The following is a 23,960-nucleotide window of genomic DNA, read 5'->3' on the forward strand; positions in this document are numbered from 1 at the left end:
CGTCACCGACGGCTCAGTTGCCGGTCGTCGCCGCCGTCGCGCGGCGGTTCGCCCGCGTGCGTTCCCGGCGCAGCGGGCGGGGCGTGACCACCCGCTCGACCAGCGCGAGCACCCCCTCGACGAGCAGCGCCAACCCGGCCACCAGGACCCCGCCGGCGATGATCTGGCCGCCGCCGGCGGCGATGTCGAGCCCGAACCCGGCCCGGATTATCTGGCCCAGCCCACCGCCGTTGACGAACGAGGCGAGCGCGGCGGTGGCCACCACCTGCACCGCCGCGGTACGGAAGCCGGCCGCCAGGTAGGGCACCGCGAGCGGCAGCTCCACCCGCCGCAGCACCTGCCCGCCGGACAGACCCATGCCCCGGGCCGCGTCCCGGGCCTCCGGGTCGGCCTGCCGCACCCCGGTGAACGCGTTCGCCAGCAGCGGCGGAACCGCGAAGACCGCGAGCGCCACCACCACGGCCGGACGGCCGAAGCCGAGGAACGTCAGCGGCAGGATGGTCAGCAGCGCCAGCGTCGGGATCGCCAGTGTGACGTTGGAGACCAGCAGGACCAGCCCGCCGCCCCGGCCGCTGTGCCCGAGCCACAGCCCGATCGGCCAGGCCACCAGGCAGCCCAGCAGCACCGCCAGCGCGGACATGCTCAGGTGCTCGCCGAGGCGGTCCAGCACGCCGCCGGGGTTGGTCCAGTTCAGCGGGTCGTTCAGCCAGACCACTGCCTGCTCGACGGGGTTCACCGGGCGGACCTCCCGCGCAGCCAGGGGGTGAGCAGGCGGCCCACGCCCGCCAGCACCAGGTCGAGCACCAGCGCCAGCAGCACGCACAGCACCGTGCCGGCCATGATCTGCGCCTTGTAGAAGTTGTTCTGGAAGCCCGCGAAGATGAGCTGCCCGAGCCCGCCCCGGCCGACCACCACTCCGACCGTGACGAGCGCGACAGTGGACACGGTCGCCAGCCGTACGCCGGTGAGGATGCCCGGTAGCGCCAGCGGCAGCTCGATCCGGAACAGCCGGCCCCACCTGCCGTACCCCATGCCCTCGGCGGCCTCGCGCACCTCCGGGGGCACCTGGTTCAGCCCGGCCAGCGCGTTGCGCACGATGACCAGCAGCGCGTACAGCGCGACCACGGTGAGCACTGTGATCGCGCCGATGCCCAGGTACGGCGCGAGGAACGCGAACAACGCCAGCGACGGGACGGTGTAGAGCACCCCGGTCACCGCCAGGATCGGGGCCGACAGCGACCGGAACCAGTACGCGAGCACCGCGAGCGGCAACGCCACCAGCGCGGCGATCACCACGGCGCGGGCGGTCAGCCAGGTGTGCTCCCGCAGCGCGGCGAGGATCGTGTCAGAGTTGTCCCGCACGTACTGCCAGGAGAACCACGGATTACCCGGGTCGGCCCGGTAGCTCAGGTGGAGGGACACACGTGGACGGTACCCCGGGAGGCACCGCCGGAGGCGGCGCGGCGTCGATCACGCTGGAAGGCATCCGCAAGCGCTACCCGGACGGCACCGAGGCGGTACGCGAGCTGAGCCTGGAGGTCGCCGCCGGCGAACTGGTGGTGCTGATCGGCCCGTCCGGCTGCGGCAAGTCGACGGTGCTGCGCATGATCAACCGGTTGATCGAGCCGACCGACGGGCGGATCCTGCTCGGCGACGACGACGTCACCCGGGTCGACCCGGTGGCGCTGCGCCGCCGCATCGGGTACGTCATCCAGAACGTCGGCCTGTTCCCGCACCAGACCGTCGCCGCGAACGTGGCGACCGTGCCGGGGCTGCTGGGCTGGCCGAAGCAGCGGACCCGGGACCGGGTCGGCGAGCTGCTGGAACTCGTCGGCCTGGACCCGGCGCAGTTCGGCCGGCGGTACCCGCACGAACTGTCCGGCGGGCAGCGGCAGCGGGTGGGCGTGGCCCGGGCACTGGCCGCCGATCCGGTGGTGCTGCTGATGGACGAGCCGTTCTCGGCGGTGGACCCGATCGTCCGGACCCGCCTGCAGGAGGAGTTCCTGCGCCTACAGGCCGAGGTACGCAAGACGATCGTGCTGGTCACCCACGACCTCGACGAGGCGGTCCGGCTGGGCGACCGGATCGCGGTGCTGTCCGAGGGCGGCCGGCTGGAGCAGTACGACACGCCCGCCGCGCTGCTCGGCTCGCCCGCCTCGGACTTCGTCCGCGAGTTCGTCGGCGCCGACCGGGGCATCCGGCGGCTGGCCGTGACCCCGGTGACCCGCGCGGTACTCGACCCGCTCCCGGCAGACGGCGGCACCGGCCTGCCCACCGTGGCGCTCGGCGACTCGGCGTACGACGCACTCGGCGCGCTGCTCACCTCCGGCGCGGAGCACGCGGTGGTGACCGAGGGGGGCCGGGCGGTGGGGCTGCTCACCCGCACCCGGGTGCTGGCGCTGGGCGCCGTGGACTGAGGTCAGGCCCGGCCGCCGAGGCTGGCCAGCCCGACGATCCAGCCGGCGAAGAAGCCGTACGTGACGCCGGTGCTGGCCGCCTGGAACGCGGCGAACAGCGAGCCGTGCGGGCCGAGGAGCGTGGCGAGCAGGGCGCTGAGCCCGCCCGCGAGCGCGTACGCGCCCCAGCCGGAGAGGAACTGGCTGCCCGAGGACGTCACCCGGTCGACCTGCGGCCCGGGCAGCAGGTACAGCAGTGCCGCCGCAAGCACGAGCAGCAGGATCGCCCGCAGGTTGGTGGCGAACACGCCCTCGTCGGCCTGCCACCGCCAGGACGGCCAGGCGAGCAGCCGCAGGAACCAGCCACCCGCGCCGGTCGGGTCGGTGCCCCGCTGCGCCCAGTCGACGTACATCGGACTGCCGCCGACGGCGACGAGCAGGAACGCGGCGAGCGTGCCGGTGCCGGCGGCCGTGCCGTACCGGGGGACGGTGCGGGGGCGGTTGCTCAGAGCCATGCGGCGGTCAGTTCCCGGCCGGTCCCGCCGGGCAAACCTGCGCAACCGGTCGGCAGCCGTCGGCCGACGGGCAGTCATCGACCTCAGTGCTTCATCAGGTAGTCGATGAAGGCGGCGCGCAGCAGCGGCGCGGACTCGTCGTAGCCGTGCCCGGTCAGCTCACGCCAGAGCGCGTTCGCCTCGTCGATGGTCGGGCCGATCGAGTTCGGCGCGCCGTCCAGCGCGGCGGCCTCGTCGGCGTTGGGCAGGTGCCGCAGGACCGACCAGAAGAAGCCCACGTCGCGGCGGTCGCGCGCCAGGTTGAACGCCTGCTCGCGCAGCTCCTCGGTGGAGAGCTTGTCGAGCTCGTCGAAGGTGCGGCCACCGGGGGCAGGAGTTTCGGTCATGCCGCCGAGCCTAACCGGAGAGATCAGTCCGGGCGCGCCGGACGCACGGCCACCGCCGGGGTCAGCGGTCGTCGGCGTCCCAGCGCCGGGGTTCGTTGTCCCAGCGCGGGGCCTCCCATGCCTCCACCGGGGTGTCGTGCTGGCGTACCGGGAGCACCGAGGGCCAGGCGTCGGCCGGTTCGGGCGGCGGGGTCATCGTCCAGCCGCCGCTCAGCGCGCCGTCCCGGGCCGGGCGGACCGGGCCGAGCGGACCCGGCGGTGCCGGGCGGGGCCGGCCGAACGTCTCGACCAGCCGGGTGACGAGCAGGCCCACGCCGAGCACGGCGCCGCCGAGCGCCCACCGGCTGACCGTCCAGCCGTGCGGCACGGTCCAGGCCAGGAACACCACCACCAGGCAGACCGCGAACAGGGTGCCGAAGATGCCGCCGCGCCGCCCGTACGCGCTGGTTCCGGCGAGCATGACCGTGCCGACCGCCAGCACGGTCCAGTCCAGTCCGGTGCCGGGCGCGACCTGGCCGTCTCCGTTCGCCGCGATCAGCACGCCGCCCAGCATCGCCAGCACGGTGGATCCGACGAGCGCCAGCGCGGTCACCGTGGCGGCTGCCACGCCGCGCCGCCGGGCCGGATCGGCGACCGGTCGGAACCGGCCGATCAGCCGGCGTACCGGTTTCATCGCGGCGAACAGGCCACCGAGGACGGCGACCGCGGCGAAGCCGACGAAGAAGTACAGCGCGCTGCCGCGCGGGTCGTAGTCGCCCTGCACCGTCACCGGCGCGGTCCGCCGTTCCAGGTAGACGATCACGCCGGCCGCCCCGGCCAGGCTCGCCGCCCATCCGGGCACGTGCAGCACCACCACGGCCAGGGCGAGCGCCAGCCCGGCCGCGGCCGCGATCGCCAGCGCCGGCAGCAGCGCCTCCCGCGTGCCCCGGTCGCCCTGCTCGGCGAAGTGCAGCGCGGCGGCCAGCGCGACCGGCCCGATCGCCAGGTTCACCGCGCCGGCCCGCAGGCTCAGGCCGGCGGCGAGGGTGAGCAGGCCGAGCGCCGCCACGTCGACGAGCAGCGTCTTCAGGGAGCCGCCGCGCAGCGCGTCCGAGTCCTCCCGCCAGAGCAGCCAGGCCATCGCGACCAGACCGGCGAGCAGCACGAACTCCCAGAGCACGTGCACCGCGATCCGGTCCCGGCCGGGTTCGCCGTGGGCCGGGTCGTCGAAGACGTGCTCCAGTACGGCAGCGGGCACCCCGGACGACGTCTCCGGCGGCGCTGTCCGGCCCGCATCGTCGTACGCCATTGGCTCGCGCCTCCCCCAGGTGGCCGCGTCCGGCCCACGGGCGGGCGGACCGGTGGCGGCCGTCGCTCTCCGGTCGCCAGGGACGGTACCGCCGGGCCGGGGTGGGGGGAACCCTCAGAGACGCCCGCGGGGCGTCTCCCGGTCACCCGGCTCGCGGTCCTCGTCGTCCTCCTGCTCCGGCACCCGGCAGGAGCGTTCCAGCCAGAGCGCGGCCGCGACCAGCGCCAGCGCGGCGATGAGGCCGCCGAGCGCGGCCGGCCGATCGTTCATGGCCGCGTTGGTCTGTTCCACGAACAGCCAGCCGGTCAGCCCGGCGTAGAAGCCGGCGAAGATGGCCCCGGCCAGCGCCGACGCCTTGGCCAGCACGACGAACCGGGCGACCAGCAGCGGGTTGACCGGCTCCCGGCCGGGCCGCCGCTCGATCCGGCCCCGGGTGTTCACCGCCGCGTAGCCCTCCAGCACGGCCAGCCCGGCCAGCGTGATCACCGGCAGCCAGGGCAGGTCAGAGCCGAGGTCGCCGTAGAAGCTACTGATCAGCAGCCAGGCCACCGCGGCGGCGGCCAGGCCGGCCACCACGAGCGTGGAGGCCCGGGTCGGCCCCATCCGGAAGCGGTCGGGCCCCTGCGGGGAGCGGTCGGTGCTCACCGCACCTCCTCAGCTCGCCACTGCCGGGCCACGATCCACCGGGTCATGTGTCCGACTCTAGCGCCAGATCGGGTCGCGGGCTCAGTTCCAGGGCGTCCCCGGCGAGCGGCTCGGCGTTGAGCAGATCGGTCAGCCAGCCGTGCCCGGGCAGCCGGCCGTGCGGCTCGATGTCGATCCACGGGCGCAGCACGAAGGCGCGCAGGTGGGCCCGGGGGTGCGGCAGGATCAGCTCGGGGTCGTCGCGGAGCACCGGCTCGCCGGCGTCGTCCCAGACCGCGATCACGTCCACGTCCAGCGTGCGCGGCCCGTACCGTCGCTGCGGGTCGCGGTCGCGCCCGGCCGCCGCCTCCGCGGCCCGGGCACGGGCCAGCCAGTCCTCCGGCGCCGCCGCCGGGTCCGCGACCATCACCGCGGCGTTCAGGTACGCGGGCTGGTCGGCGTCCCCCCACGGTGGAGTCTCGTAGACGCCGGAGACCACGAGCACCCGGTCGCCGAGCGCGGCCACCGCGCCGCGCAGGTGGCCGAGGCGGTCGCCCAGGTTGCTGCCGATCGACAGCACGGCCCGGGTCATCGGGTACGCCGCATCGTGACGGCGACGTCCCGGAAGGCGTGCGGGATCGGGGCCTCCGGCTTGTGCACAGTCACCGTGGCGGCGGCCACCAGCGGCTCGGCCAGGCAGACCGCGAGCAGCCGGTCGGCGAGCGTCTCGATGAGGTTCACCGGTTCGCCGGTGATCACCGCGACCAGGCGTTCGGCGAGTTCGCCGTAGTGCACGGTGTCGGTCACCTCGTCCGAGCGCGCGGCCGGGCCCAGGTCCAGTTCGAGTACCGCGTCGACCACGAACTCCTGCCCCTGGGCGCGCTCGAAGTCGTAGACGCCGTGGCGGCCGTGCGCGCGCAGGCCGGTCAGCTCGATCCGGTCGCTCATCTGTCGCCTCCGCTCGTGCCGGTGGCCGCTTCCGCCGGCCGGGTACCGCCCATGGCCGCTGCGGTCCGCGGCGCTGTCGCTTGCCGTGGGCCGGTCGCGGTGGCGAGCCGGGGGCTGCCGGTGGCACGCCAGACGGCGAGTGCGTCGGCGGTGCCGCGGACGTCGTGCACGCGTACCCCCCAGGCGCCGGCCGCGACGGCGAGCACGCTCGTCGCGACGGTCGCGGCCTCCCGCCCGGCGGTGGGGCGGGGTTCGCCGGCCGGGTCGGCGAGCAGCCGGCCCAGGTAGGACTTGCGGCTGGCCCCGAACAGCACCGGGAAGCCCAGGTCGACCAGCTCGGGCAGGCGGGCGCTCAGCGCCCAGTTGTGCGCGGCGGTCTTCGCGAAGCCCAGGCCCGGGTCCACGATGATCCGGTCGGCGGCCACCCCGGCGGCGAGCGCGGCGTCGACGCGCCGGCTCAGCTCGTCCCGGACCTCGGCCACCACGTCGGTGTACGTGGCCAGCTCCCGCATCCCCCGCGAGTGCCCCCGCCAGTGCATGAGCACCCAGGGGCAGCCGGCGTCGCGGACCACCCGGGCCATGTCCGGGTCGGCGAGGCCGCCGGAGACGTCGTTGACCACGTACGCGCCGGCGGCGAGGACCGCCTCGGCGACCCGGGCGCGGCTGGTGTCGATGCTGACGCGGATGCCGGCGGCGCTCAGCTCGCGGACCACGGGCAGCACCCGGGCGGTCTCCGTCTCCGCGTCGACCCGCTCGGCGCCGGGCCGGGTGGACTCGCCACCCACGTCGATCAGGTCGGCACCGTCCCCGCGCAGTCGCACCCCGTGTGCGACTGCCGCGTCCAGATCGGCGTATCTGCCGCCGTCGGAGAAGGAGTCGGGCGTGACGTTGAGGACGCCCATCACCACCGGGGTCTCCGCCCGTACCAGATCGGTCACGGACCCGACAGTACCGTTCGCCGGCAGGGCTTCCGGCCACCGGGCGAGCGCCCGACGCGGCACCCCTGACGTGCGCATTGGAACAGGTGTACGATCGGTCATCCGGGCCGTCGGAGGTCGACTCTTCACGGCTTGTCGCAAAGGTGGCCGGGCCGTACGCTTTGGAATTGCCCAGCATCGAGATGGCGAAGCCTGGAGGGAGGGCCGAAGCGGGAAGAATCCCCCCAAAACTCACCACTCTGCGTGGTGGGTGACGGACTCAGCGTTGACGGCGCTGTCTCTGACGAGCACCATCCCGCCAGGCTTGCCTACTTGCACCAACGCGGCGCCGCCGGCCGCGACCTTGGGGAGGTTTCCAGTGATCGCCATCGAGCTCATGGCAACGGCGTCCAGTGCCGTGGACCACGCGCTCCACACCCTGGCGTCGACTCCACTCGCCGAGCCGGCACCGAAGGGCATCGACACCGACAACGTCGTCACCTTCTTCGCCAGCAAGATCGCGCCGATCCTGCTCGCGGTCCTCGGGGTGATCTTCATCGGCCGGGCCAGCCGGGGTGAGATCTCCAAGGTGCTGACCAGCTCGGCCATCGCCATCATCGGCCTGGCCTTCATCGCCGGAGCGGCAACACTCTTCTTCGTCGGCGACTACCTGATCAACCTGATCTTCGAGTAGGGCACTGGGCGACGATGCGGCTGCGCACCGACGACGACATCTACCGGGCACGCCTCGTCTACCTGGGGCCGCCCGGGTACACCCTTCCCGTCCACCTGCCGTACGCCCAGTACGGCCTGTTCATGCTGCTCGTACCCCTCTACATGTTCATCCACTGGTTGTTCACGCTCCAGGTCGAGCTGTTCCCCGCCTGGGAGATCTCGCTGGCGATCGTGACGACCTCGTTCATCTTCCGGTACGTCGACCCGGACCGGCCCGCGCGCATGGTCATCCGGACCGCGCTGACCGACTGGCGACGCACCCGGGAACCGGCCACCGAGCAGCGGGATCCGCGGCTCGTCGCGAGCCGGATCAGGATCCGGGAGGAACTGGCATGACCGGGCGTACGACAACCGTGCAGACGAACGACGCGGGTGAGGCGGTCGCATGAGTCGCTCTTCCACGCCGGGTTCCCCGGCCGGGCGCCCGGCCGGGCCCAACGGTAACCGTGCGCGATCATTCGACTACCCACCGGACGAGGATCTGGACGAGGTCGTCCTCGACAGCGCGCTCGTCACCAGTCCCGGGCACAGCCGCGTCGGCGTGTTCCAGCCGCCGCGACCGATGACCCCGCGCGAGCCGGTACGCCCCGACGGCGACATCGACTCGCCCTTCCTCGACCTGTTCGGCGGTGCGCAGCCCCGCCGGCGGCCCGCCGCGTCCACGCCGCCCGCACCGGTCGAGCCGGTGGTGGCGCCACCCCGCCGCGGCGTCGGCCGCGAGCCCCTGCCGATCCCGCACCAGCCCGCCGTGCCGGTCGAGCCGGCGCCCCGGGCCGAGCCGGAACCGCCGGTCCGCGAGCAGACCCCTGGGGTACGCGCGGTCGGGCGCCCCCGGCCCGAGCCCGTGCACGCCGCGCCGCTGCCGGTCGAGCCGCCCCTGCCCGACCCGCCGGCCGCGCTCGCCCCGCCGCCGCCGTCGCGTAGCCGGGTGCCGCAGCAGGCCGGTGACCGGCTGCCCGCTCTCCGCCCCCCGGCCGAGCCCGAGCCGGCGCTCCCGCCGCCCCCGCAGATCCCCGCCCCCGCGCCCGCCGAATACCGTGAACCGGATCTCGCTGCGGCGGACCCGCTCGCGGCCGGCGCGGCGCCGTCGCGGGAGGTCGGCCGTCCGGCGCACCGCGAGGTGACGCCGCCCCGGCAGCGCACGCCGGAACGCCGCAACCGGCCGACCAAGCCGGTCCGGGTCCGCGCCCCGAAGATCAAGTTCGGCGACCGGGATCCGTCGGTCGAGCTGGCCATCACCGAGATCGCCGGGCACCTCACCTTCACCCCCAACACCGTCACCGCCTGGTACTGGCTGCCCGAGGTGCGGTGGGCGTTCCGGCCGGACGCCGAACGCGAGGCCCTGCTCTCGGCGATCTCCGAGCAGTACGCCGGGCTCGCCGGGTTCCGGCTGCACCTGCGCCGCACCACCCGGCCCTTCCCGGCCGACGAGTGGGCCCGCACCATCGACGCGCACACCGCCGCGCCGCTGCCCGACGTACCGGGCACCACCGGCTGGGCCGACCACCTGGTCGCCGCCCAGCGGCACCTGATGGCGGTCAACCACGCCGAGGGCCAGACCTACCTCGGTGTCACGTTCGCCCGCCGGTCGCTCGGCGACTCGCTCACCGAACGACTCCTGCGCACGTTCGGCCGGGGCACCGCCGACGGCGAGCGGCGCCGGCTGAGCCGTACCGTCGAGCAGTTCGACGAGGTCCTCGGCGCGTTCGGCATGCGCGGGCGCCGGGTCACCGCACCCGAGCTGGAATGGCTGCTCTACCGCTCGGTGGCGCTGTGCATGGCCCCGCCCGGCGTCCTGTCCCCGATCACCAACGGCCGGTGGGAACGCGGCGACCTGCTGGCCCTCACCGAGCAGGTCGAGCGCTACCGCACCCCGTACGGCTCGACGGTGAAGCTGGTCAACCGGATGACCGGCGAGGAACGCCACGTCGCCGTGCTCGCGGTCGGCCGGATGGAGCCGCTGGAGATCCCCGAGCGGCACGAGCCCTGGCTGCACTTCCACGAGCGCCTGCCGTGGCCGATGGAGCTGTCCACCCGGGTCGACATCCTCGGCCCCAACGACTCCTTCCGGAACCTCGAACACCGGCTCCGGATGATCCGCTCCCAGCAGCTCGACTACGCCGAGCACGGCATCGACGCCCCGCCCGAGCTGGAACGGCTGGCCAAGCGCGCGCTGGTGATCGGCGACGAGATGACCACCGGTCTGCCCGTCGACTCGGCCCGGGCACACGGCTGGCACCGGATCGCGGTCGGCGGGCGTACCCGGGAGGAGTGCCTGGAACGGGCCCGGCGGCTCATCCAGCTCTACTCCCGGGAGCTGCGGATCTCGCTCCAGCACCCGAAGAACCAGGACTGGCTGGCCCGCGAGTTCATCCCCGGCGAGCCGATCGCCAACACCGGCTACGTCCGGCGGATGCCGGTCAACCTGCTCGCTGCCGCGCTGCCGCAGGCCGCGTCCACAGTCGGCGACCGGCGCGGCGACCTGATCGGGCGGACCGCCGGCACCTGCCGCCGGCCGGTCTTCCTCGACCTGCACTTCCCGATGGAGGTACGCGAGCGCTCCGGCCTCGCCGTCTTCGTCGCCGAACCCGGCGGTGGCAAGTCGACGCTGCTCGGCGCGCTCGGCTACCTGGCCGCGCGCCGCGGCGTGCAGGTGACGCTGCTCGACCCGTCCGGCCCGCTGGCCCGCCTCTGCGCCATGCCCGAGCTGGCTCCGTACTCCCGGGTGCTCAACCTGACCGGCTCGGAACAGGGCACGCTCGCGCCGTACGCGCTGATCCCGACGCCGCTGCGCAGCGAGTTCGGCGCCGGTCCGGCGGGCGACCGCGAGTTCGAGATCGCCGTGTCGAACGCCCGCGCCGAGCGCCGGATGCTGGTGCAGGACATCTGCATGATGCTGGTGCCGCCGCAGGTGGCCCGGGAGGCGTCCACCGCCACGCTGTTCCGGCACGCCGTACGCCAGGTGCCGGCCGAGGAGACCTCCACGCTCGACGACGTGGTGACCTGCCTCCAGGGGCTCGACGACGACGCCGGGCGCGAACTGGCACACCTGCTGCTCGACACCGCCGAGATGCCGCTGGCCATGCTCTTCTTCGGTCGGCCGCCGGAAGGGCTGCTCGGCGCCGACGCCGCGCTCACCGTCATCACCATGGCCGGTCTGCGGCTTCCCGACCTCAAGATCGAGCGGGAGTACTGGTCGGCCGAGGAGGCGCTCGCGCTGCCGATGCTGCACACCGCGCACCGGCTCGCCGTACGCCGCTGCTACGGCGGGTCGATGTCCTCCCGGAAGCTGGTCGGCCTCGACGAGGCGCACTTCATGGAGGGCTGGCGGTCCGGGCGCTCGTTCCTGGTGCGGCTCGCCCGCGACTCCCGTAAGTGGAACCTGGCAGCGCTCGTCGCGTCGCAGAACCCGAAGGACATCCTCGGCCTCGACGTGCAGAACCTCGTCTCCACCGTCTTCGTCGGCCGGATCGCCGAGGACAGCGAGATCGCCTCCGAGGCGCTGCGCCTGCTGCGGGTGCCTGTCGACGACGGTTACGAGGCCACACTCGCCTCGCTCTCCCAGGCGGACAGCGGATCGGCCAACCGGCTCGGCTTCCGCGAGTTCGTCATGCGCGACGTCGACGGGCGCGTGCAGAAGGTCCGGGTCGACGTGTCGTACGTCGACGGGCTGCTGGAGCACCTGGACACCACCCCCGCCGCGGTCGCCCAGGCCGCCGGGATACTGCCGACCGTCCTGGCTGATCTGGAGGCGTGACATGGCGAGGGCCCGGGCACGGATCGCGGCGCTCCTCCTCGCGCTCGGCGTACTCGCCGGGGCCACGATCTCCTGGCCGGTGATCGGGGCGGCCACACCCGCGTACGCCGCCGCGCCGGTCACCCAGGCGCGGGCCGAGCTGTGCAGCACCAAGGAGTGGCAGGCCGACTTCCGGTCCTGCGTCGGCAGGCTCAAGGCGGTCAGCGAGGACCAGGTCGAGTGCCGCAACGCGCCGGTGCCCGCCGCGCCGGACTCGGGCCTGGCCGGCTGGTTCGCGTCCCGGCCCGACTCGGCGAAGGAGCCCGGCCCGAAGGGCCTCTACAGCGACTACGGGTACGCCGGGTACAGCTACAACACGTACGACATCGACGGCGGCTGCGCTTCCTCCGTGCTGCATCCGGACTACCGCTTTACGACGATGGTCGCCAACGGCGAGTTCATGTTCGCCAACGCGGTGATCGGTGCCTCGAACGCGCTGCGCGAGCGCGCCTGGGATCCGCGGACGATGTGGAGCTGGGCCGACCCGCTGGTGGAGCAGGCCACGAAGGCCGTCTACCAGAAGGTGTTCAGCGTCTTCGGCATCATCACCGTCTGCGTGGTCGGCCTCTACCTGCTCTGGCGGTCCCGCCAGTCGGACATGAGCAACGCGATGACCACCGCGGGCTGGGCGCTGCTGGTGATGGTGGCGGTGACCGCGCTGGCCGCATGGCCGGTCAAGTCCGCGAACATCGCCGACAACACGCTGATCAGCACGCTGGGCGTGGTGCACGACGCGGTCGGCCCGTCTACCAAGGACACCCCGCCAGGCCAGTGTGACGACCCAAATCCGCAGGCGTGCAAGGATCACCGTCCCCCCGCCGTGCGCGCGAGCGACACGGCGACCGAGACGATGCTCTACCGGAACTGGCTGCGCGGTGTGCTCGGTTCGGCGGACAGCGAGACCGCGAAGAAGTACGGCCCGGCCCTGTACGACGCCAAGTCGCTCACCTGGGAGGAGTCGGAGAAGCTCCGCCAGAACCCGGCAACCCGCGAGGGCACGATCAAGGCCAAGCAACAGCAGTGGGCCCGTGTAGCCCAGCAGATCGAGACCGAGGACCCGGAGGCGTACGAGTACCTCAAGGGCACCAAGGACATGGACCGGATCGGCGCCGGGTTCATCGCGGTGCTGGCCTCGGTGTTGTTCGCCATGTTCGACCTCACGGCGTCGCTGCTGGTGCTGCTCGGCTTCCTGATCTTCCGCTGGGCGGTGATCGCCGCGCCGATCCTCGGCACTGTCGGCCTGATGCGCCCGGCCAGCGCCGGCCTCCGGCGGCTGGCGAACGCGGTGGTCGCCGCCGTCTTCAACATCGCCATCTTCGGCACCGGCGCGGCCATCTACCTCTTCGCCGTCGACCTGATCATGAACACCGCCACGCTGCCCGGCTGGCTCCAGGTGGTCCTGGTCTGGCTCTGCGGGGTGGTCGGCTGGTTGCTGCTGCGGCCGTACCGCCGGATCACCCAGCTCGGCGGCAAGGACAGCAGCGAGGCGGTCAGCTCGGCCGGCTCCTGGCACCGCCGGTTCTTCCGGGACATGCGGATCGCCGCACGGCTGGACGTGGCCGAGCCCGGCGGCACCAACGAACCGGCGATCGGCAAGCGCCGCACCGTCACGGCCGACCAGCGCAGCCTCCGGCCGGAGGCCCGGCACGAGGATCCGGCGCACAGCGCCACACCCGCCGAGCGGGAACGGCCGGACGGGCGGGAAAGGCCGGAGGAGGCGCCCGCGAGCGGACGGCCGGGTGAGCGTCCCGGCGGCACTCCCCGCCCCCGGCGCGCACCGTCGACCTGGACCGAGCCGGACGTGCCGGAGGAGGCGCCCTCCTACGCCGTCTACCGGCCGGACTCGGCGGGCCGCGGCACCGCACCGGCCCGGCCGGCGCCGCGCATCCGCTCCGAGGCCCGGTGAGTCCGGTGCGACGCGCGCTGGAATTCCTCTTCACCCGGGTCCTCCGGTCCCGGATCGGGGTCGCTCTCATGATCGCCGTGCTGGTCTTCGGGGTGATCGGCGCGGCCCGCCTCGTCGCCGGACCCGGCGAGCCGGGCCTCGGCCTGACCAGCCGCCCCACCCAGCCGATCAGCACCACGGACCCGGAGGCCGGTGACGACGGCGTGCTCGCCAGCCCGCCGACTGCGGTCGCCCCGAAGACCCGGCCGGGCGAGGACACGCCGGAGCAGGTCGCCGGTCGGTTCACCACCGCGTGGCTGAGCGGCCCGGGCAGCAGCGGCGACACGTGGCAGGCCCGCCTGCGGCCGCTCTCCACCCCGGCGCTGGCCGAGAAGATGACTGATGCCGACCCGGAGACAGTGCCCGCACGGAGGACCACTGGCACCCCGACGCTCCGGCCCCGCACCGAGTCCTTCGTGGAGGCGGTGGTTCCGCTGGACAACGGCACGCTCCGGCTCGAACTCGTCGCACCGGACGGACCCTGGCTGGTGGACGCGATCGACTGGGAGCGGTCGTGACCGCCGGCCCGGCCGTCGCCGGACAGGTCCGCCGGAAGCTGCGCCTGGGCGTGGTCGCCACCGTCGTCACGAGCGTGCTCGCCCTGCTCTGCTGCGTCGGCGGGGCCGGCGCCTTCCTCCTCACCGAACTCGGCGGCGACGAGGACGACCCGAAGCTCGCGGCCCTGAACTGCGACCCCGCCTACCAGGTGAACCTGACCGGCGACATGCCGCGCTTCGCCGAGTACGGCGAGCGTCAGCTGCGCAACGCCGCGGTCATCATCAAGGTCGGCCAGGACATGAAGCTTCCCGCCCGCGGCTGGGTGATCGCGCTGGCCACCGCGATGCAGGAATCAGCGTTGCGCAACCTCGCCAACAGCACGGTGCCGGCGTCGCTCGCGTTGCCGCACGAGGGGGTCGGCGCCGACCACGACTCGCTGGGCCTGTTCCAGCAGCGGCCCGGGTGGGGCAGCGTTGAGCAGCGGATGACGCCCTCGTACGCGGCCCGCAAGTTCTACCAGAAGATGGAGAAGGTGCCGGACTGGCAGCAGCGCCCGCTCACTGTGGTCGCCCAGAAAGTCCAGGTCAGCGCCTACCCCGACGCCTACGCCAAGCACGAGGAACTGGCCGGAGCCATCGTCGACGCGCTGGCCGGCGGCGCCGCCCGGACCGTGGAGATCGCCGGCAAGGCGGTGTGCGACGCCGCGGCCGGAGACCGGATCGCCGCCTCCGGCTGGACCGCGCCGCTGCCCGGCGGTGTGGTCTCCGGTTTCCGCACCACGGCCCGCCCCAGCCACCACGGCGTGGACCTGGCCGCCTCGAAGGGCACGCCGATCCACGCCGCTTCGGCGGGCCGGGTGCTGGTGGCCCGCTGCGACCCCGACCGCTCCGGGCGGCGGGACTGCGACCGGGACGGCTGGCCGAACAAGGGCGGCTGCGGATGGTTCGTGGACATCCTGCACGCCGGCGGATTCATCACCCGCTACTGCCACATGGTCGAACGACCTCGCGTGGTGCCGGGTCAGGCGGTCGAGGCGGGCGAGGTCATCGGGATCTCCGGCAGCAGCGGCAACTCGTCCGGCCCGCACCTCCACTTCGAGGTGCACAAGAACGGCGACCGGTCCAGCAACGGGGCGGAGAACCCGGTGCCCTTCATGCGCAAGCGGGGCGCGCCCCTCGGCGAGACCGGGTGAGGCCGGGCTGATGAGCAACCCCCTGCCCGACCCGTTCGCCGACCGGCCCGACTGGGCGCCGCTGCCGCCCCGGCCGGTGGAGACCGTGCCCGCCACCGGCGGCACCGAGCTGCGCGGCCGCCGCGTGCTCGTCGGCCTGCCCGGCCTCGGCTGGCGTGGCGACCTGCGGGCCGACGATCGGGTGGTGCAGGGCAGCCGCACCTACGTACCGGTGATCCCGGAACACGAGTGGTACCGGGCCGAGGCCGAGCAGGTGGAGGTGTTCGCGCCGCTGGTACCTGTGGAACGGGTCTGGGTGGAGACCATCGGTGAGCGACGGCCGGTGGCCGGGGCGAGCGCCCCGGGTCTCCGGCTGGTCTCGCTGGACGTGCCGGAACGCCGGCCACCCACGCCGGTGTTCGAGGCCGACGCGGTGACCGGGCGGCGCGTGGTGCACGTGGACAACGGCGTGGAACGACGCGACCTGCGTGCCGTCACCGAGACCTACTCCGGCGCGGACGGCGACATCTGCGTGCGGGTGGCCCCGGAACTGGAGTGGTACCGGTGGGCCTGGCGCGGCCAGGCGCCGACCACGTTGGAGGTGCCGGTGCACCTGCTCTGGCTTGAGTAGGTGTCAAACGACCTTACTTGCCCCGCAGACGCGCCATCCGTCCCGCTCAACGACCCGAAACTGCCAGTCCTCCCGGCGACTGCTTCGCGTCTGGCCATCAGCCGAGCTCGAGATGGTCAGCGTCGTGGTCACTGACTCACCGTCGCCGTTCTCGACCCTGGTTAGGGGCCCCCAGCTGGCTCGGACCACTACGTTGAAGTTGGCCTCCCGCTGTTCCATCTCTGCGCGGAGGCTTCGGAGGGCATCAAGGTCCCCCTCGGACTTGCAGACGAACTCCTGCGTTTTCGTGTCGTTGCGGTCCACGAGGAAGGCTCGGAGATAGTTGTCCACCACGACGTCGGGGGCGCTTCGGTCCGGGGCGGTCGCGCGGTCGTACAGCACGAACCCGACCACACCGCCCACGGTGCACAGCACCGCCAGCACCCCCGCGACGACAGCGAGCACTGTGCGCACCGGACGCTTGGGGCGTACCGGGGCGGGAGCGGGCGCGAGGGGCGCCAACTGCTCCGGCGGGGTCCGCTGCGCCGGTACTCGGGACACCTGGGAACCGGCGGGGGGCTGCACTGATTCCACCTCCTGAGGCTATCGGCTGCGCGGCGCGTACCCAATGCCTGGAACCGGCGGATCGTGGCGAACCGCCGGGCGGACGCCGACCGGCGGCGGGGTGAGGCTGCTCACCGCCGACCAGCTCACCGCGCCGACCGACATCCCGGTGGACGGCCGCCGCCTGGGTTACCGTCACACCTCGGGGAGGACATGTCGGCCTCGGAAAGAGAGGTGGACGCGGTGGCGACTCCGAAGGCGCGCGCCGGCCGGGCCGCCGCGCTGCACCGCCGGGCCGAGGCCGCCGCGACGGCGGCGGCGGGCATCCTCGACGAGATCCGGCCCGCGCCGGCCGACCACCACCGGCAGTACGAGCTGGCCGAGCGCCTGCGGGCGGCTGCAGAAGTAGCTGCGCCGGGTTGGGCCGGCGGGCCGCTGGAGTCGCTGAGCGCGACGACGCCTCCCGGTGACGGCCTGCCGCCGCTGGTCCGGGTGGGCACCGCGGCGCCGCTCGACGACGCCCGCTTCCCCGCGCTGGTGCCGTTGCTCGGCAGCGGCCATGTGAGCCTCGACGCCGACGCCTCCGACGCCCGGGTGGCCGGGCTGCTCCGCGCGCTGCTGCTGCGCGTGTTCGCCGCGACCCCGGCGGGCGCGCTGCTGGCCCGCGCGGTCGACGACGGTTCCGGTGCGACGTTCGCCGGGTACGCGCCGCTCGCCGACGCCGGCCTGCTGCCACCGCCCGCCACCGACCTCGCCGGGATGCGTGCGGTGCTGGCCGAGGCGGAGCAGTGGGTGGCGGCCGGAACGGCCCGGCAGCGCGGGCACGACCGGACGCTGCTGCTCGTGGTGGCCGCGCTGCCCGACGGTACGACTACCGCCGACCTGGACCGGCTCGCCGGACTGGCCGAGGGCGGGCCGCGCGCCGGGCTGCATCTGGTGCTCGCCGGCTGGCCGGACGGCAGTCCGCTGCCGCGCGCCACCCCGGTCACGGTCCGCACCGCGTACGCGCTGGTCGGCGACCCGCCCGGCGCCGGCTTCAGCAGTCCCGGCGCCGAGCCGCCGGTCGGCTTGAACTCGCCCGTGTTCCTCGACGAGGATCCGCCCGCCGATCTGGTCGCGGACGTGTGCGCGCGGTTGGCCCGGCAGATCGAGGACGGCTCCCGCCTCTCGCTGCGTGACCTGCTGCCAGCCGACGGCTTCTGGACGGCCGGCTCGGCCGACGGACTGAGCACCACTGTGGGTGACGCCGCCGGGCGCCCGGTCAGCCTGGGCTTCACCGAGCTGACGCCGCACTGGCTGGTGAGCGGCCGGGGTCAGGCGGGCCGGTCGGCGTTCCTGACCGACGCACTGTTCGGCCTCGCCGCCCGGTACGGCCCGGACGAGCTGGCGCTCTACCTCGCCGACCTGGCCGACGGCGAGTCGTTCGTGGAGTTCCTCCAGACCGAGCGGGACCGTTCCTGGGTGCCGCAGGTGCGCGCCACCGGGATGGCGGCCGACCGGGAGTACGTGGCCGACCTGTTCGGCGAGCTGGAGGCGGAGCTGCGCCGCCGCGAGGAGGCGTCCCGGCGGGCCGGTGGGCAGCGCTACGCCGAGCTGCGCCAGCACCAGCCGCTCCCACGCATCGTCTGCGTGGTCGACAACTTCCCGCTGGCGCTGCGCGAGCGGGACCGGCTCGCCGCCGACCTGCTGGCCCGGCTGGACGCGCTCGCCCGCGCCGGCCGGTCGTACGGGATACACCTGGTGCTGGCCGGCGAGGGTGACCTGGGTATCGGCGGTCCGCGTGACCCGCTGCTCGGCCAGTTCCCGGTGCGGGTGGCGCTGCCCGGCGGCTCGGCGGTGCTGGAACCGGCGAATGACTCGGCGGCCGGTCTGCCGGTGGGCAGCGCGGTGGTGAACACGGCGGGTGGCCTGGGCGGTCCGCGCGGCGCGACCCGGGGGCACGAGCGGATGATCCGTTTCCCGGATCCGTACGAGGATCCCGCGGTCCTGACCGACCTGCGGCGACGGCTCTGGGAGGCGCGGGGCGAGTCGGCGACGCCGCCTGTGGTCTTCGCCGGGTACGCCCGCCCGCTGCTCGCCAACGATCCGCGGCACCGGGCCGCGCTCGCCGGCCGGGCCCACGCGCCCGCCGCGTTGCTGGGCCGGGCGGTGGACGTGCGGCGGTCCACTGTGACGGTGCCGCTGGGGCCGGGCGCGGGGCGGAACCTGGCTGTCCTGGGGCGGGACGAGGAGGCCGAGCGGCTGCTGGTCACGGCGGTACGCAGCGCGGCGGCAGCGCATCCGGGCGCGGCCCGGTTCGTGCTGGCGCCGCTGGCGAACGGCTCGGCCGAGCCTGCCGGGGTGCTCGCCGCCGAGCTGGCCGGACGCCACCGGGTGGAGACCGTCGACGCGGCCGGGTTGCGGACCGCCATGGAGTCGGATGAGCCGGGCTACCTGGTGGTGTTCGGGCTGGACGTGCCGGACGCCACCGAGCTGCCGCCCGACCTGCTGCGGACGCTGCTGCTGGAAGGTCCGCCCGCCGGCCGGCACCTGCTCGGCTGGTGGCGGACACCGGCTCCGCTGGCCGGACTGCTCGGCCCGGAGGGCGAGGTGGACAAGCTCACCGCCGTGGCGGTCACCGACGTTCCGGGCGGCCGGCTGGAGCAGCTCTTCGACCGCCCGGTCTGGTGGCGGCCCCGGCCGGGACGCGCGGTGCTCTGGGACGGCCCGGACGAGCAGGGCACGGTCTTCGTGCCGTTCGGCACGGCCGAAGTGGCGACCGCGCGGGTCGAGCCGGACCCGCGGGCGACTGACCGCGCCGGGGAGGGGGCGGCATGAGCGAGACCGGCACGGCCGTACCGGGGCCCCGCTCGGGTGGCCCGACCACCGTGGCGGACCCCGCCGAGTCGGCCTGGGCGGAGTACGTCGCTGCCGCGCGGGCGCTCGACGGCGTACGCCGGGCGGCGGCCACCGCTGCCGGGGAGCAGGCACGGTCGGTGGCCGCGGCCCGCGAGGAGCTGACAGCGGTACGCGAACGACTGGCGCCGCAGCAGTCCCGGCTGCGTGATCTGGGCGTACCGGCGATGTCGCTGGTCCCGACGCCGCCGGAGGTGACCGAGGCGGCCCGGTCGATGGCGGGTGGGCCGTCGGCGGTGCTGGCGGTGCTGCGCGCGGCCGGGGACTGGGCGGACGCGGCGGACGACACGCTGAGCGCGCGTGGCCTGCCGCGGCTGGCCCGGTGGCCGGCCCGGCCGCGCAACCTGCTGGTGTACGGGCCGCTGGCGCTCGTGGTGCCGCTGCTCCAGTTGCTGCTGTACGCGGTCGCCGGTCCGGGGCCGGTGACGGTGCTGGCGCTGCTCGTGGGGCTGCCGCTGCCGGCTGTCGCGTTCATGCTGGGCTGGCTCGCGGTGGGGCGTGTCTTCCGCCCGCGGCCCACCGACCGGGTGGACCGGACACCCCGCTTCGGCGCCCTGGTCTGTCTGGTCCCGGCGGTGCTCACCGCCGCCGGCCTGCTGCTCGCCATGCTGCCCGACTGACGACGGCCGCGCCCTCCCGGGCGGGAGTACGCGGCCGTCGATGTCGGTCGGGAGTCAGCGGGCCATGATCAGCGCCATCGCCTCGGCCCGCGACTTCGCGTCGTTCTGGAGGCCGCCGCGCACGGCGGACGTGATGGTCTTCGCGCCGGACTTCTGGATGCCGCGCATCGCCATGCACATGTGCTCGCACTCCAGCACCACGATCACGCCGCGCGGGGCGAGGCTGGACATCAGCAGGTCGGCGATCTGCGAGGTCAGCCGCTCCTGCACCTGCGGCCGGCGGGCGAACACCTCGACCAGCCGGGCCAGCTTGGACAGGCCGGTGATCCGGCCGTCCGGGCCGGGGATGTAGCCGATGTGCGCGCTGCCCCGGAACGGCAGCAGGTGGTGCTCGCAGAGGCTCATCACGTCGATGTCCCGGACGAGCACCAGCTCCTCGTGGTTGGCCTCGAACGTGGTGCGGAGCACCTGCGCGGGGTCGACCCGCAGGCCGGCGAAGAGTTCGGCGTACGCGCGGGCGACCCGGGCGGGCGTCTGCTGGAGGCCGTCACGGTCCGGGTCCTCGCCGACAGCGATGAGGATCTCGCGGACCGCCTTCTCGATCCGGGCGAGGTCGACGCTGTCCTCCACCGGGCCACCGGTGAGCTTGCCGCTGATCAGGCGCGCGGCCACGTAGTCGAGCGCGTCGTCCCCGTCGGGCTCGGTCGCGGAGACGGCCGACTCCCTGTGGTGGGAGCCGGCCGTCGTCGGATCGCTGTTCAGTGCGTACCGTCCGAGTTGTTGCTGGAACCACCGATCGAGGCGGCGGCGTCGGCGCGGGACTGCGCCGCCAGCGCCTCCTTCTCGGCCGGCGTGAGCACCGGCGGCTCGGTGGAGGGCAGACGCTTGCCGAAGCCGTGGTACGGCGCCATCGGCGGGCGCTTGACCACCCGCGCGCAGATCCGGGCCATGTCGGCGGTGGAGAGCGTCTCCTTCTCCATCAGCTCCAGGACCATGTTGTCCAGGACGTCCCGGTATTCCACCAGGATCTCCCAGGCCTCGTCGTGGGCCAGCTCGATCAGCGCGCGCATCTCGCCGTCGATCTCGGCGGCCACCGCGTCGGAGTAGTCCCGCTCGTGGCCCATGTTGCGGCCGAGGAACGGCTCGTCGCCGCTGGTGCCGTACTTGATCGCACCGAGCTTGGAGCTCATGCCGTACTGCGTGATCATCGCGCGGGCCAGCTGCGTGGCCTTCTCGATGTCGTTGCCGGCGCCGGTGGTCGGCTCGTGGAAGACCAGTTCCTCGGCCGCCCGGCCACCCAGCGCGTACGCCAGGGTGTCGATCATCTCGGCCCGGGTCTGGGTGTACTTGTCCTCCGTCGGGAGGACGAGCGTGTGACCCAGCGAGCGACCCCGGGACAGGATGGTCACCTTGTGCACCGGCGCGGCGTGCGGCAGCGCCCAGGCGACCAGCGCGTGCCCACCCTCGTGGTACGCGGTGATCTTCTTCTCCTGGTCGCTCATCACCCGGGTCCGGCGCTGCGGGCCGGCGATCACCCGGTCGATCGACTCCTCCAGGGAGTCGTTGGTGATCGCCCGCTGCTCCTTACGAGCGGTGAGCAGCGCGGCCTCGTTGATCACGTTGGCCAGGTCGGCGCCGCTGAAGCCCGGGGTACGCCGGGCGACCGCGTCGAGGTCGACGTCGGGCGTGAACGGCTTGCCCTTGGCGTGCACCCGCAGGATGGCCTTGCGGCCCTCCATGTCGGGGGCGTCGACCGGGATCTGCCTGTCGAACCGGCCCGGGCGCAGCAGCGCCGGGTCGAGGATGTCCGGACGGTTGGTGGCGGCGATCAGGATGACGCCGCCCTTGGTGTCGAAGCCGTCCATCTCGACAAGCAGCTGGTTGAGCGTCTGCTCCCGCTCGTCGTGACCGCCGCCCATGCCGGCGCCACGGTGGCGGCCGACCGCGTCGATCTCGTCGACGAAGACGATCGCCGGGGCGTTCGACTTGGCCTGCTCGAACAGGTCGCGGACGCGGCTGGCGCCGACACCGACGAACATCTCGACGAAGTCGGAGCCGGAGATGGAGTAGAAGGGCACCCCGGCCTCGCCGGCGACCGCGCGGGCCAGCAGCGTCTTACCGGTACCGGGCGGGCCGAACAGCAGCACGCCCTTCGGGATCTTGGCGCCCAGGGCCTGGTATTTCGCCGGGTTCTGCAGGAAGTCCTTGATCTCGTGCAGTTCCTCGACGGCCTCGTCCGCACCCGCGACATCAGCGAAGGTGGTCTTCGGCGTGTCCTTGGTGATCATCTTCGCCTTGGACTTGCCGAAGTTGAGCACCCGGGAGCCGCCGCCCTGCATCTGCGACATGAAGAACAGCAGCAGGAGCACGAGCAACGCGATGGGAAGCAGGTTGACCAGCAGGCTGACCCAGATGCTGTCCGACGACACCTTGGTGTCGACCGGGCCGGTGATGCGGTCCGCCGCCTCGGCCTCGCGTACCTGGTTCCAGACCTGGCCGCCGACCTCGTACGGGAACTGCGCCTCGATCTTGTCAGTGGTGGTGTCGCCGTCGAACTTGGCCTTGTCCTTCAGGTCGAGCTGGAGCGTCTGCTCCTTGTCCTGGAAGACGACCTTCTCGATGCCACCCTTGTTGAGCTGGTCGAGCGCGACGGACGTGTCCACCCGGTGGTAGCTGGGACCAGCGGTGAACAGTTGACTGAGCACAACGGCGCCGAGGATGACCAGGATGATCCAGACCACCGGTCGGCGGAAGAAACGCGTACGTTCCATGCTGTAGTCGGGTGCCGAGGCGCCCGCATCCTCCTGATCGACGTCCTGACCGTCTGAATGGTGTCGCCGCCTTGAGCGGCGGCCGGGGCCGCCGTGCGGGCCGGCCCGACCCCCGGGGCACGCAAACTGCCGCACCACGGTCATTCGACGGTACACCGTACGCGCGACGAGTGAGCTTGCGAGCCCGGCACTTACGCGTAGGGCGAACCCGGGTTTGAGCCGGCGTGGCGGGGAGCTCCCACCCGGCCCGCCCACACCGCACGGTCACGCGGTTCGAGGGGCCGGGCGTGGAGGGTGCCTCCACGTCACCGGTCCCTACCGTAGACCGGAAGACTGAGAGCCCGCTGAATGTCAGCTGACGAAGGGCTCGGCAAAGCCTCAGGCCCGCGCGTACACCTCGGGCTTGAGCACCCCGACGTAGGGCACCTCGCGGTACCGCTCGCCGAAGTCGAGCCCGTAGCCCACGACGAACTCGGTGGGGATGTCGAACCCGACGTACTTGACCGGGACCTGCACCTTGACCGCGTCCGGCTTGCGGAACAGCGCGACCACCTCGACGCTCGCCGCGGAGCGCGACTCCAGGTAGCGCAGCAGCCAGGACAGCGTCAGGCCGGAGTCGACGATGTCCTCGACGACCACCACGTGGCGGCCGGCGATGTCCCGGTCCAGGTCCTTGAGGATGCGGACCACGCCGGACGAGGTGGTGCCCTGGCCGTAGGACGAGACGGCCATGAACTCCAGCTCGGCGGGCGGGCCCTGGCGGCCCAGCGCACGGGCGAAGTCGGCCATGAACATGACCGCTCCCTTGAGCACACACACGAGCAGCAGGCCGTCCTCGACGTGGGCGTAGTCCGCCGAGACCTGCTTGGCCAGCTCCGCGGTCTTGTCGCGGATCTGCGCCTCCGAGATGATCACGTGGTCGATGTCGGCGTCGTACCAGGAGCCGTCAGCCATGCTCCTAGCCTGCCGTACGCCCCCGCGCCGCCGTCGGCGGGGCCGCCCCTTTTGGCGCGGTCCCGCCGGGGATTTTCGGCGCGAACTGAATAAATCACCTCAGCAGGTACGGGAGCGCCAGCGCTGCCCGTCGTCGCTCGGCTTCCAGTCGGCCGAGTCGCGGGTGTCGGCGGTGAACCCGAAGGCGCTGGCGCCGACGAGAAGGAGCAGGAAGAGCAGGAGCAGCAGAACGGTCATGGCGGCGCTCGCTTTCGCATGGTTGAGACTGTTTTCGCCGCCGGTGCGCACCGGACACCATTGATTCTGCGGGCCACCGACCGATCCGGA

At 73.4% G+C, this 23,960-nt stretch carries 24 protein-coding genes; 10 read left to right on the forward strand and 14 right to left on the reverse strand.

Annotation, left to right across the window (positions count from 1 at the left end; translation table 11 throughout):
- Nucleotides 1–13 precede the first annotated feature (13 nt).
- Both IF06_RS0124095 and IF06_RS0124100 read right to left on the reverse strand, forming a co-directional pair.
- A complete protein-coding gene (locus IF06_RS0124095) occupies nt 14–736 on the reverse strand; it encodes an ABC transporter permease (protein ID WP_013475008.1) in 723 nt (240 codons plus the stop codon).
- Nucleotides 733–1,422, reverse strand: coding sequence for an ABC transporter permease (locus tag IF06_RS0124100; protein WP_013288967.1), 690 nt, complete (start codon nt 1,420–1,422; stop codon nt 733–735). The genes IF06_RS0124095 and IF06_RS0124100 overlap by 4 nt, the downstream gene beginning before the upstream one ends.
- A 2-nt stretch (nt 1,423–1,424) precedes the next feature.
- Here IF06_RS0124100 and IF06_RS0124105 point away from each other — a divergent pair, with 2 nt between their 5' ends.
- The gene (locus IF06_RS0124105) at nt 1,425–2,417 is read left to right on the forward strand and encodes an ABC transporter ATP-binding protein (RefSeq protein ID WP_030273724.1); all 993 of its coding nucleotides are present in this window, start codon (nt 1,425–1,427) and stop codon (nt 2,415–2,417) included.
- 2 nt (nt 2,418–2,419) lie between these two features.
- Here IF06_RS0124105 and IF06_RS0124110 read toward each other — a convergent pair whose 3' ends face one another.
- The 7 genes from IF06_RS0124110 to folP all read right to left on the reverse strand — a co-directional run bounded on the left by IF06_RS0124110 (nt 2,420) and on the right by folP (nt 7,095).
- A complete protein-coding gene (locus IF06_RS0124110; protein ID WP_013288969.1) occupies nt 2,420–2,911 on the reverse strand; it encodes a hypothetical protein in 492 nt (163 codons plus the stop codon).
- A gap of 83 nt (nt 2,912–2,994) precedes the next feature.
- Complete coding sequence (locus tag IF06_RS0124115; protein WP_013288970.1) at nt 2,995–3,297, reverse strand: hypothetical protein; 303 nt, start codon at nt 3,295–3,297, stop codon at nt 2,995–2,997.
- 61 nt (nt 3,298–3,358) lie between these two features.
- Nucleotides 3,359–4,585 carry an ABC transporter permease gene (locus IF06_RS0124120; RefSeq protein WP_030273726.1) on the reverse strand — a complete coding sequence of 409 codons (1,227 nt, stop codon included), beginning with the start codon at nt 4,583–4,585 and terminating at the stop codon, nt 3,359–3,361.
- 114 nt (nt 4,586–4,699) lie between these two features.
- Nucleotides 4,700–5,188 carry a DUF3180 domain-containing protein gene (locus IF06_RS0124125; RefSeq protein ID WP_085983675.1) on the reverse strand — a complete coding sequence of 163 codons (489 nt, stop codon included), beginning with the start codon at nt 5,186–5,188 and terminating at the stop codon, nt 4,700–4,702.
- A gap of 85 nt (nt 5,189–5,273) precedes the next feature.
- Nucleotides 5,274–5,801, reverse strand: a complete 528-nt coding sequence (gene folK / locus IF06_RS0124130) for a 2-amino-4-hydroxy-6-hydroxymethyldihydropteridine diphosphokinase (protein WP_030273727.1) — start codon at nt 5,799–5,801, stop codon at nt 5,274–5,276.
- Entirely contained in the window at nt 5,798–6,157 is a 360-nt protein-coding gene (gene folB, locus IF06_RS0124135) for a dihydroneopterin aldolase (RefSeq protein ID WP_013288974.1), read from the reverse strand. Before folB ends, folK begins: the two co-directional genes overlap by 4 nt.
- A complete protein-coding gene (gene folP / locus IF06_RS0124140) occupies nt 6,154–7,095 on the reverse strand; it encodes a dihydropteroate synthase (RefSeq protein ID WP_030273729.1) in 942 nt (313 codons plus the stop codon). The genes folB and folP overlap by 4 nt, the downstream gene beginning before the upstream one ends.
- Nucleotides 7,096–7,453: 358 nt before the next feature.
- Here folP and IF06_RS0124145 point away from each other — a divergent pair, with 358 nt between their 5' ends.
- Genes IF06_RS0124145 through IF06_RS0124175 form a run of 7 tightly spaced genes read left to right on the forward strand, consistent with a single transcriptional unit; the run spans nt 7,454 to nt 15,850 of the window.
- A complete protein-coding gene (locus IF06_RS0124145; RefSeq protein ID WP_013288976.1) occupies nt 7,454–7,768 on the forward strand; it encodes a hypothetical protein in 315 nt (104 codons plus the stop codon).
- Between the two features lie 14 nt (nt 7,769–7,782).
- Nucleotides 7,783–8,145 carry a hypothetical protein gene (locus IF06_RS0124150; protein ID WP_013288977.1) on the forward strand — a complete coding sequence of 121 codons (363 nt, stop codon included), beginning with the start codon at nt 7,783–7,785 and terminating at the stop codon, nt 8,143–8,145.
- Nucleotides 8,146–8,194: 49 nt separating this feature from the next.
- Nucleotides 8,195–11,566, forward strand: coding sequence for an ATP-binding protein (locus IF06_RS0124155; protein ID WP_030273731.1), 3,372 nt, complete (start codon nt 8,195–8,197; stop codon nt 11,564–11,566).
- Nucleotide 11,567: 1 nt separating this feature from the next.
- Nucleotides 11,568–13,511 (forward strand): hypothetical protein, encoded by a 1,944-nt coding sequence (locus IF06_RS0124160; RefSeq protein WP_030273734.1) that lies wholly within the window; start codon nt 11,568–11,570, stop codon nt 13,509–13,511.
- Nucleotides 13,508–14,068: a hypothetical protein gene (locus IF06_RS0124165; protein ID WP_030273736.1), complete on the forward strand. Its 561-nt coding sequence runs from the start codon at nt 13,508–13,510 to the stop codon at nt 14,066–14,068. Before IF06_RS0124160 ends, IF06_RS0124165 begins: the two co-directional genes overlap by 4 nt.
- Nucleotides 14,065–15,240, forward strand: coding sequence for a M23 family metallopeptidase (locus IF06_RS0124170; protein ID WP_013288981.1), 1,176 nt, complete (start codon nt 14,065–14,067; stop codon nt 15,238–15,240). Before IF06_RS0124165 ends, IF06_RS0124170 begins: the two co-directional genes overlap by 4 nt.
- Nucleotides 15,241–15,250: 10 nt before the next feature.
- Nucleotides 15,251–15,850: a hypothetical protein gene (locus IF06_RS0124175; RefSeq protein WP_013288982.1), complete on the forward strand. Its 600-nt coding sequence runs from the start codon at nt 15,251–15,253 to the stop codon at nt 15,848–15,850.
- Between the two features lie 3 nt (nt 15,851–15,853).
- On the opposite strand, the gene IF06_RS0124180 is transcribed toward IF06_RS0124175, so the two are convergent.
- Entirely contained in the window at nt 15,854–16,414 is a 561-nt protein-coding gene (locus tag IF06_RS0124180) for a hypothetical protein (protein WP_030273738.1), read from the reverse strand.
- Between the two features lie 213 nt (nt 16,415–16,627).
- On the opposite strand from IF06_RS0124180, the gene IF06_RS0124185 reads away from it, so the two are divergent.
- Both IF06_RS0124185 and IF06_RS0124190 read left to right on the forward strand, forming a co-directional pair.
- Nucleotides 16,628–19,210 carry an FtsK/SpoIIIE domain-containing protein gene (locus tag IF06_RS0124185; protein ID WP_176739872.1) on the forward strand — a complete coding sequence of 861 codons (2,583 nt, stop codon included), beginning with the start codon at nt 16,628–16,630 and terminating at the stop codon, nt 19,208–19,210.
- Nucleotides 19,207–19,908: a hypothetical protein gene (locus IF06_RS0124190; protein ID WP_030273742.1), complete on the forward strand. Its 702-nt coding sequence runs from the start codon at nt 19,207–19,209 to the stop codon at nt 19,906–19,908. The genes IF06_RS0124185 and IF06_RS0124190 overlap by 4 nt, the downstream gene beginning before the upstream one ends.
- Nucleotides 19,909–19,962: 54 nt before the next feature.
- On the opposite strand, the gene folE is transcribed toward IF06_RS0124190, so the two are convergent.
- From folE to IF06_RS34020, 4 genes are all read right to left on the reverse strand, one after another.
- Entirely contained in the window at nt 19,963–20,580 is a 618-nt protein-coding gene (gene folE, locus IF06_RS0124195; RefSeq protein ID WP_013288986.1) for a GTP cyclohydrolase I FolE, read from the reverse strand.
- Between the two features lie 86 nt (nt 20,581–20,666).
- Nucleotides 20,667–22,679 carry an ATP-dependent zinc metalloprotease FtsH gene (gene ftsH, locus IF06_RS0124200; protein WP_013288987.1) on the reverse strand — a complete coding sequence of 671 codons (2,013 nt, stop codon included), beginning with the start codon at nt 22,677–22,679 and terminating at the stop codon, nt 20,667–20,669.
- 378 nt (nt 22,680–23,057) lie between these two features.
- Nucleotides 23,058–23,633 (reverse strand): hypoxanthine phosphoribosyltransferase, encoded by a 576-nt coding sequence (gene hpt, locus IF06_RS0124205; RefSeq protein WP_013288988.1) that lies wholly within the window; start codon nt 23,631–23,633, stop codon nt 23,058–23,060.
- 99 nt (nt 23,634–23,732) lie between these two features.
- Nucleotides 23,733–23,870, reverse strand: coding sequence for a hypothetical protein (locus IF06_RS34020; protein ID WP_018786602.1), 138 nt, complete (start codon nt 23,868–23,870; stop codon nt 23,733–23,735).
- Nucleotides 23,871–23,960: the final 90 nt, after the last annotated feature.

The organism is Micromonospora globosa, assembly GCF_000717585.1.
GTDB lineage: Bacteria > Actinomycetota > Actinomycetes > Mycobacteriales > Micromonosporaceae > Micromonospora > Micromonospora aurantiaca.

What these genes read in the sequence shown, in the direction of transcription:
- IF06_RS0124110 (WP_013288969.1), bottom strand. Translation starts at nt 2,911, where the DNA reads ATGGCTCTGAGCAACCGCCCCCGCACCGTCCCCCGGTACGGCACGGCC.
- IF06_RS0124115 (WP_013288970.1), bottom strand. Translation starts at nt 3,297, where the DNA reads ATGACCGAAACTCCTGCCCCCGGTGGCCGCACCTTCGACGAGCTCGAC.
- IF06_RS0124120 (WP_030273726.1), bottom strand. Translation starts at nt 4,585, where the DNA reads ATGGCGTACGACGATGCGGGCCGGACAGCGCCGCCGGAGACGTCGTCC.
- IF06_RS0124125 (WP_085983675.1), bottom strand. Translation starts at nt 5,188, where the DNA reads ATGGGGCCGACCCGGGCCTCCACGCTCGTGGTGGCCGGCCTGGCCGCC.
- folK (WP_030273727.1), bottom strand. Translation starts at nt 5,801, where the DNA reads ATGACCCGGGCCGTGCTGTCGATCGGCAGCAACCTGGGCGACCGCCTC.
- folB (WP_013288974.1), bottom strand. Translation starts at nt 6,157, where the DNA reads ATGAGCGACCGGATCGAGCTGACCGGCCTGCGCGCGCACGGCCGCCAC.
- IF06_RS0124150 (WP_013288977.1), top strand. Translation starts at nt 7,783, where the DNA reads ATGCGGCTGCGCACCGACGACGACATCTACCGGGCACGCCTCGTCTAC.
- IF06_RS0124155 (WP_030273731.1), top strand. Translation starts at nt 8,195, where the DNA reads ATGAGTCGCTCTTCCACGCCGGGTTCCCCGGCCGGGCGCCCGGCCGGG.
- IF06_RS0124160 (WP_030273734.1), top strand. Translation starts at nt 11,568, where the DNA reads ATGGCGAGGGCCCGGGCACGGATCGCGGCGCTCCTCCTCGCGCTCGGC.
- IF06_RS0124175 (WP_013288982.1), top strand. Translation starts at nt 15,251, where the DNA reads ATGAGCAACCCCCTGCCCGACCCGTTCGCCGACCGGCCCGACTGGGCG.
- IF06_RS0124190 (WP_030273742.1), top strand. Translation starts at nt 19,207, where the DNA reads ATGAGCGAGACCGGCACGGCCGTACCGGGGCCCCGCTCGGGTGGCCCG.
- ftsH (WP_013288987.1), bottom strand. Translation starts at nt 22,679, where the DNA reads ATGGAACGTACGCGTTTCTTCCGCCGACCGGTGGTCTGGATCATCCTG.
- hpt (WP_013288988.1), bottom strand. Translation starts at nt 23,633, where the DNA reads ATGGCTGACGGCTCCTGGTACGACGCCGACATCGACCACGTGATCATC.
- IF06_RS34020 (WP_018786602.1), bottom strand. Translation starts at nt 23,870, where the DNA reads ATGACCGTTCTGCTGCTCCTGCTCTTCCTGCTCCTTCTCGTCGGCGCC.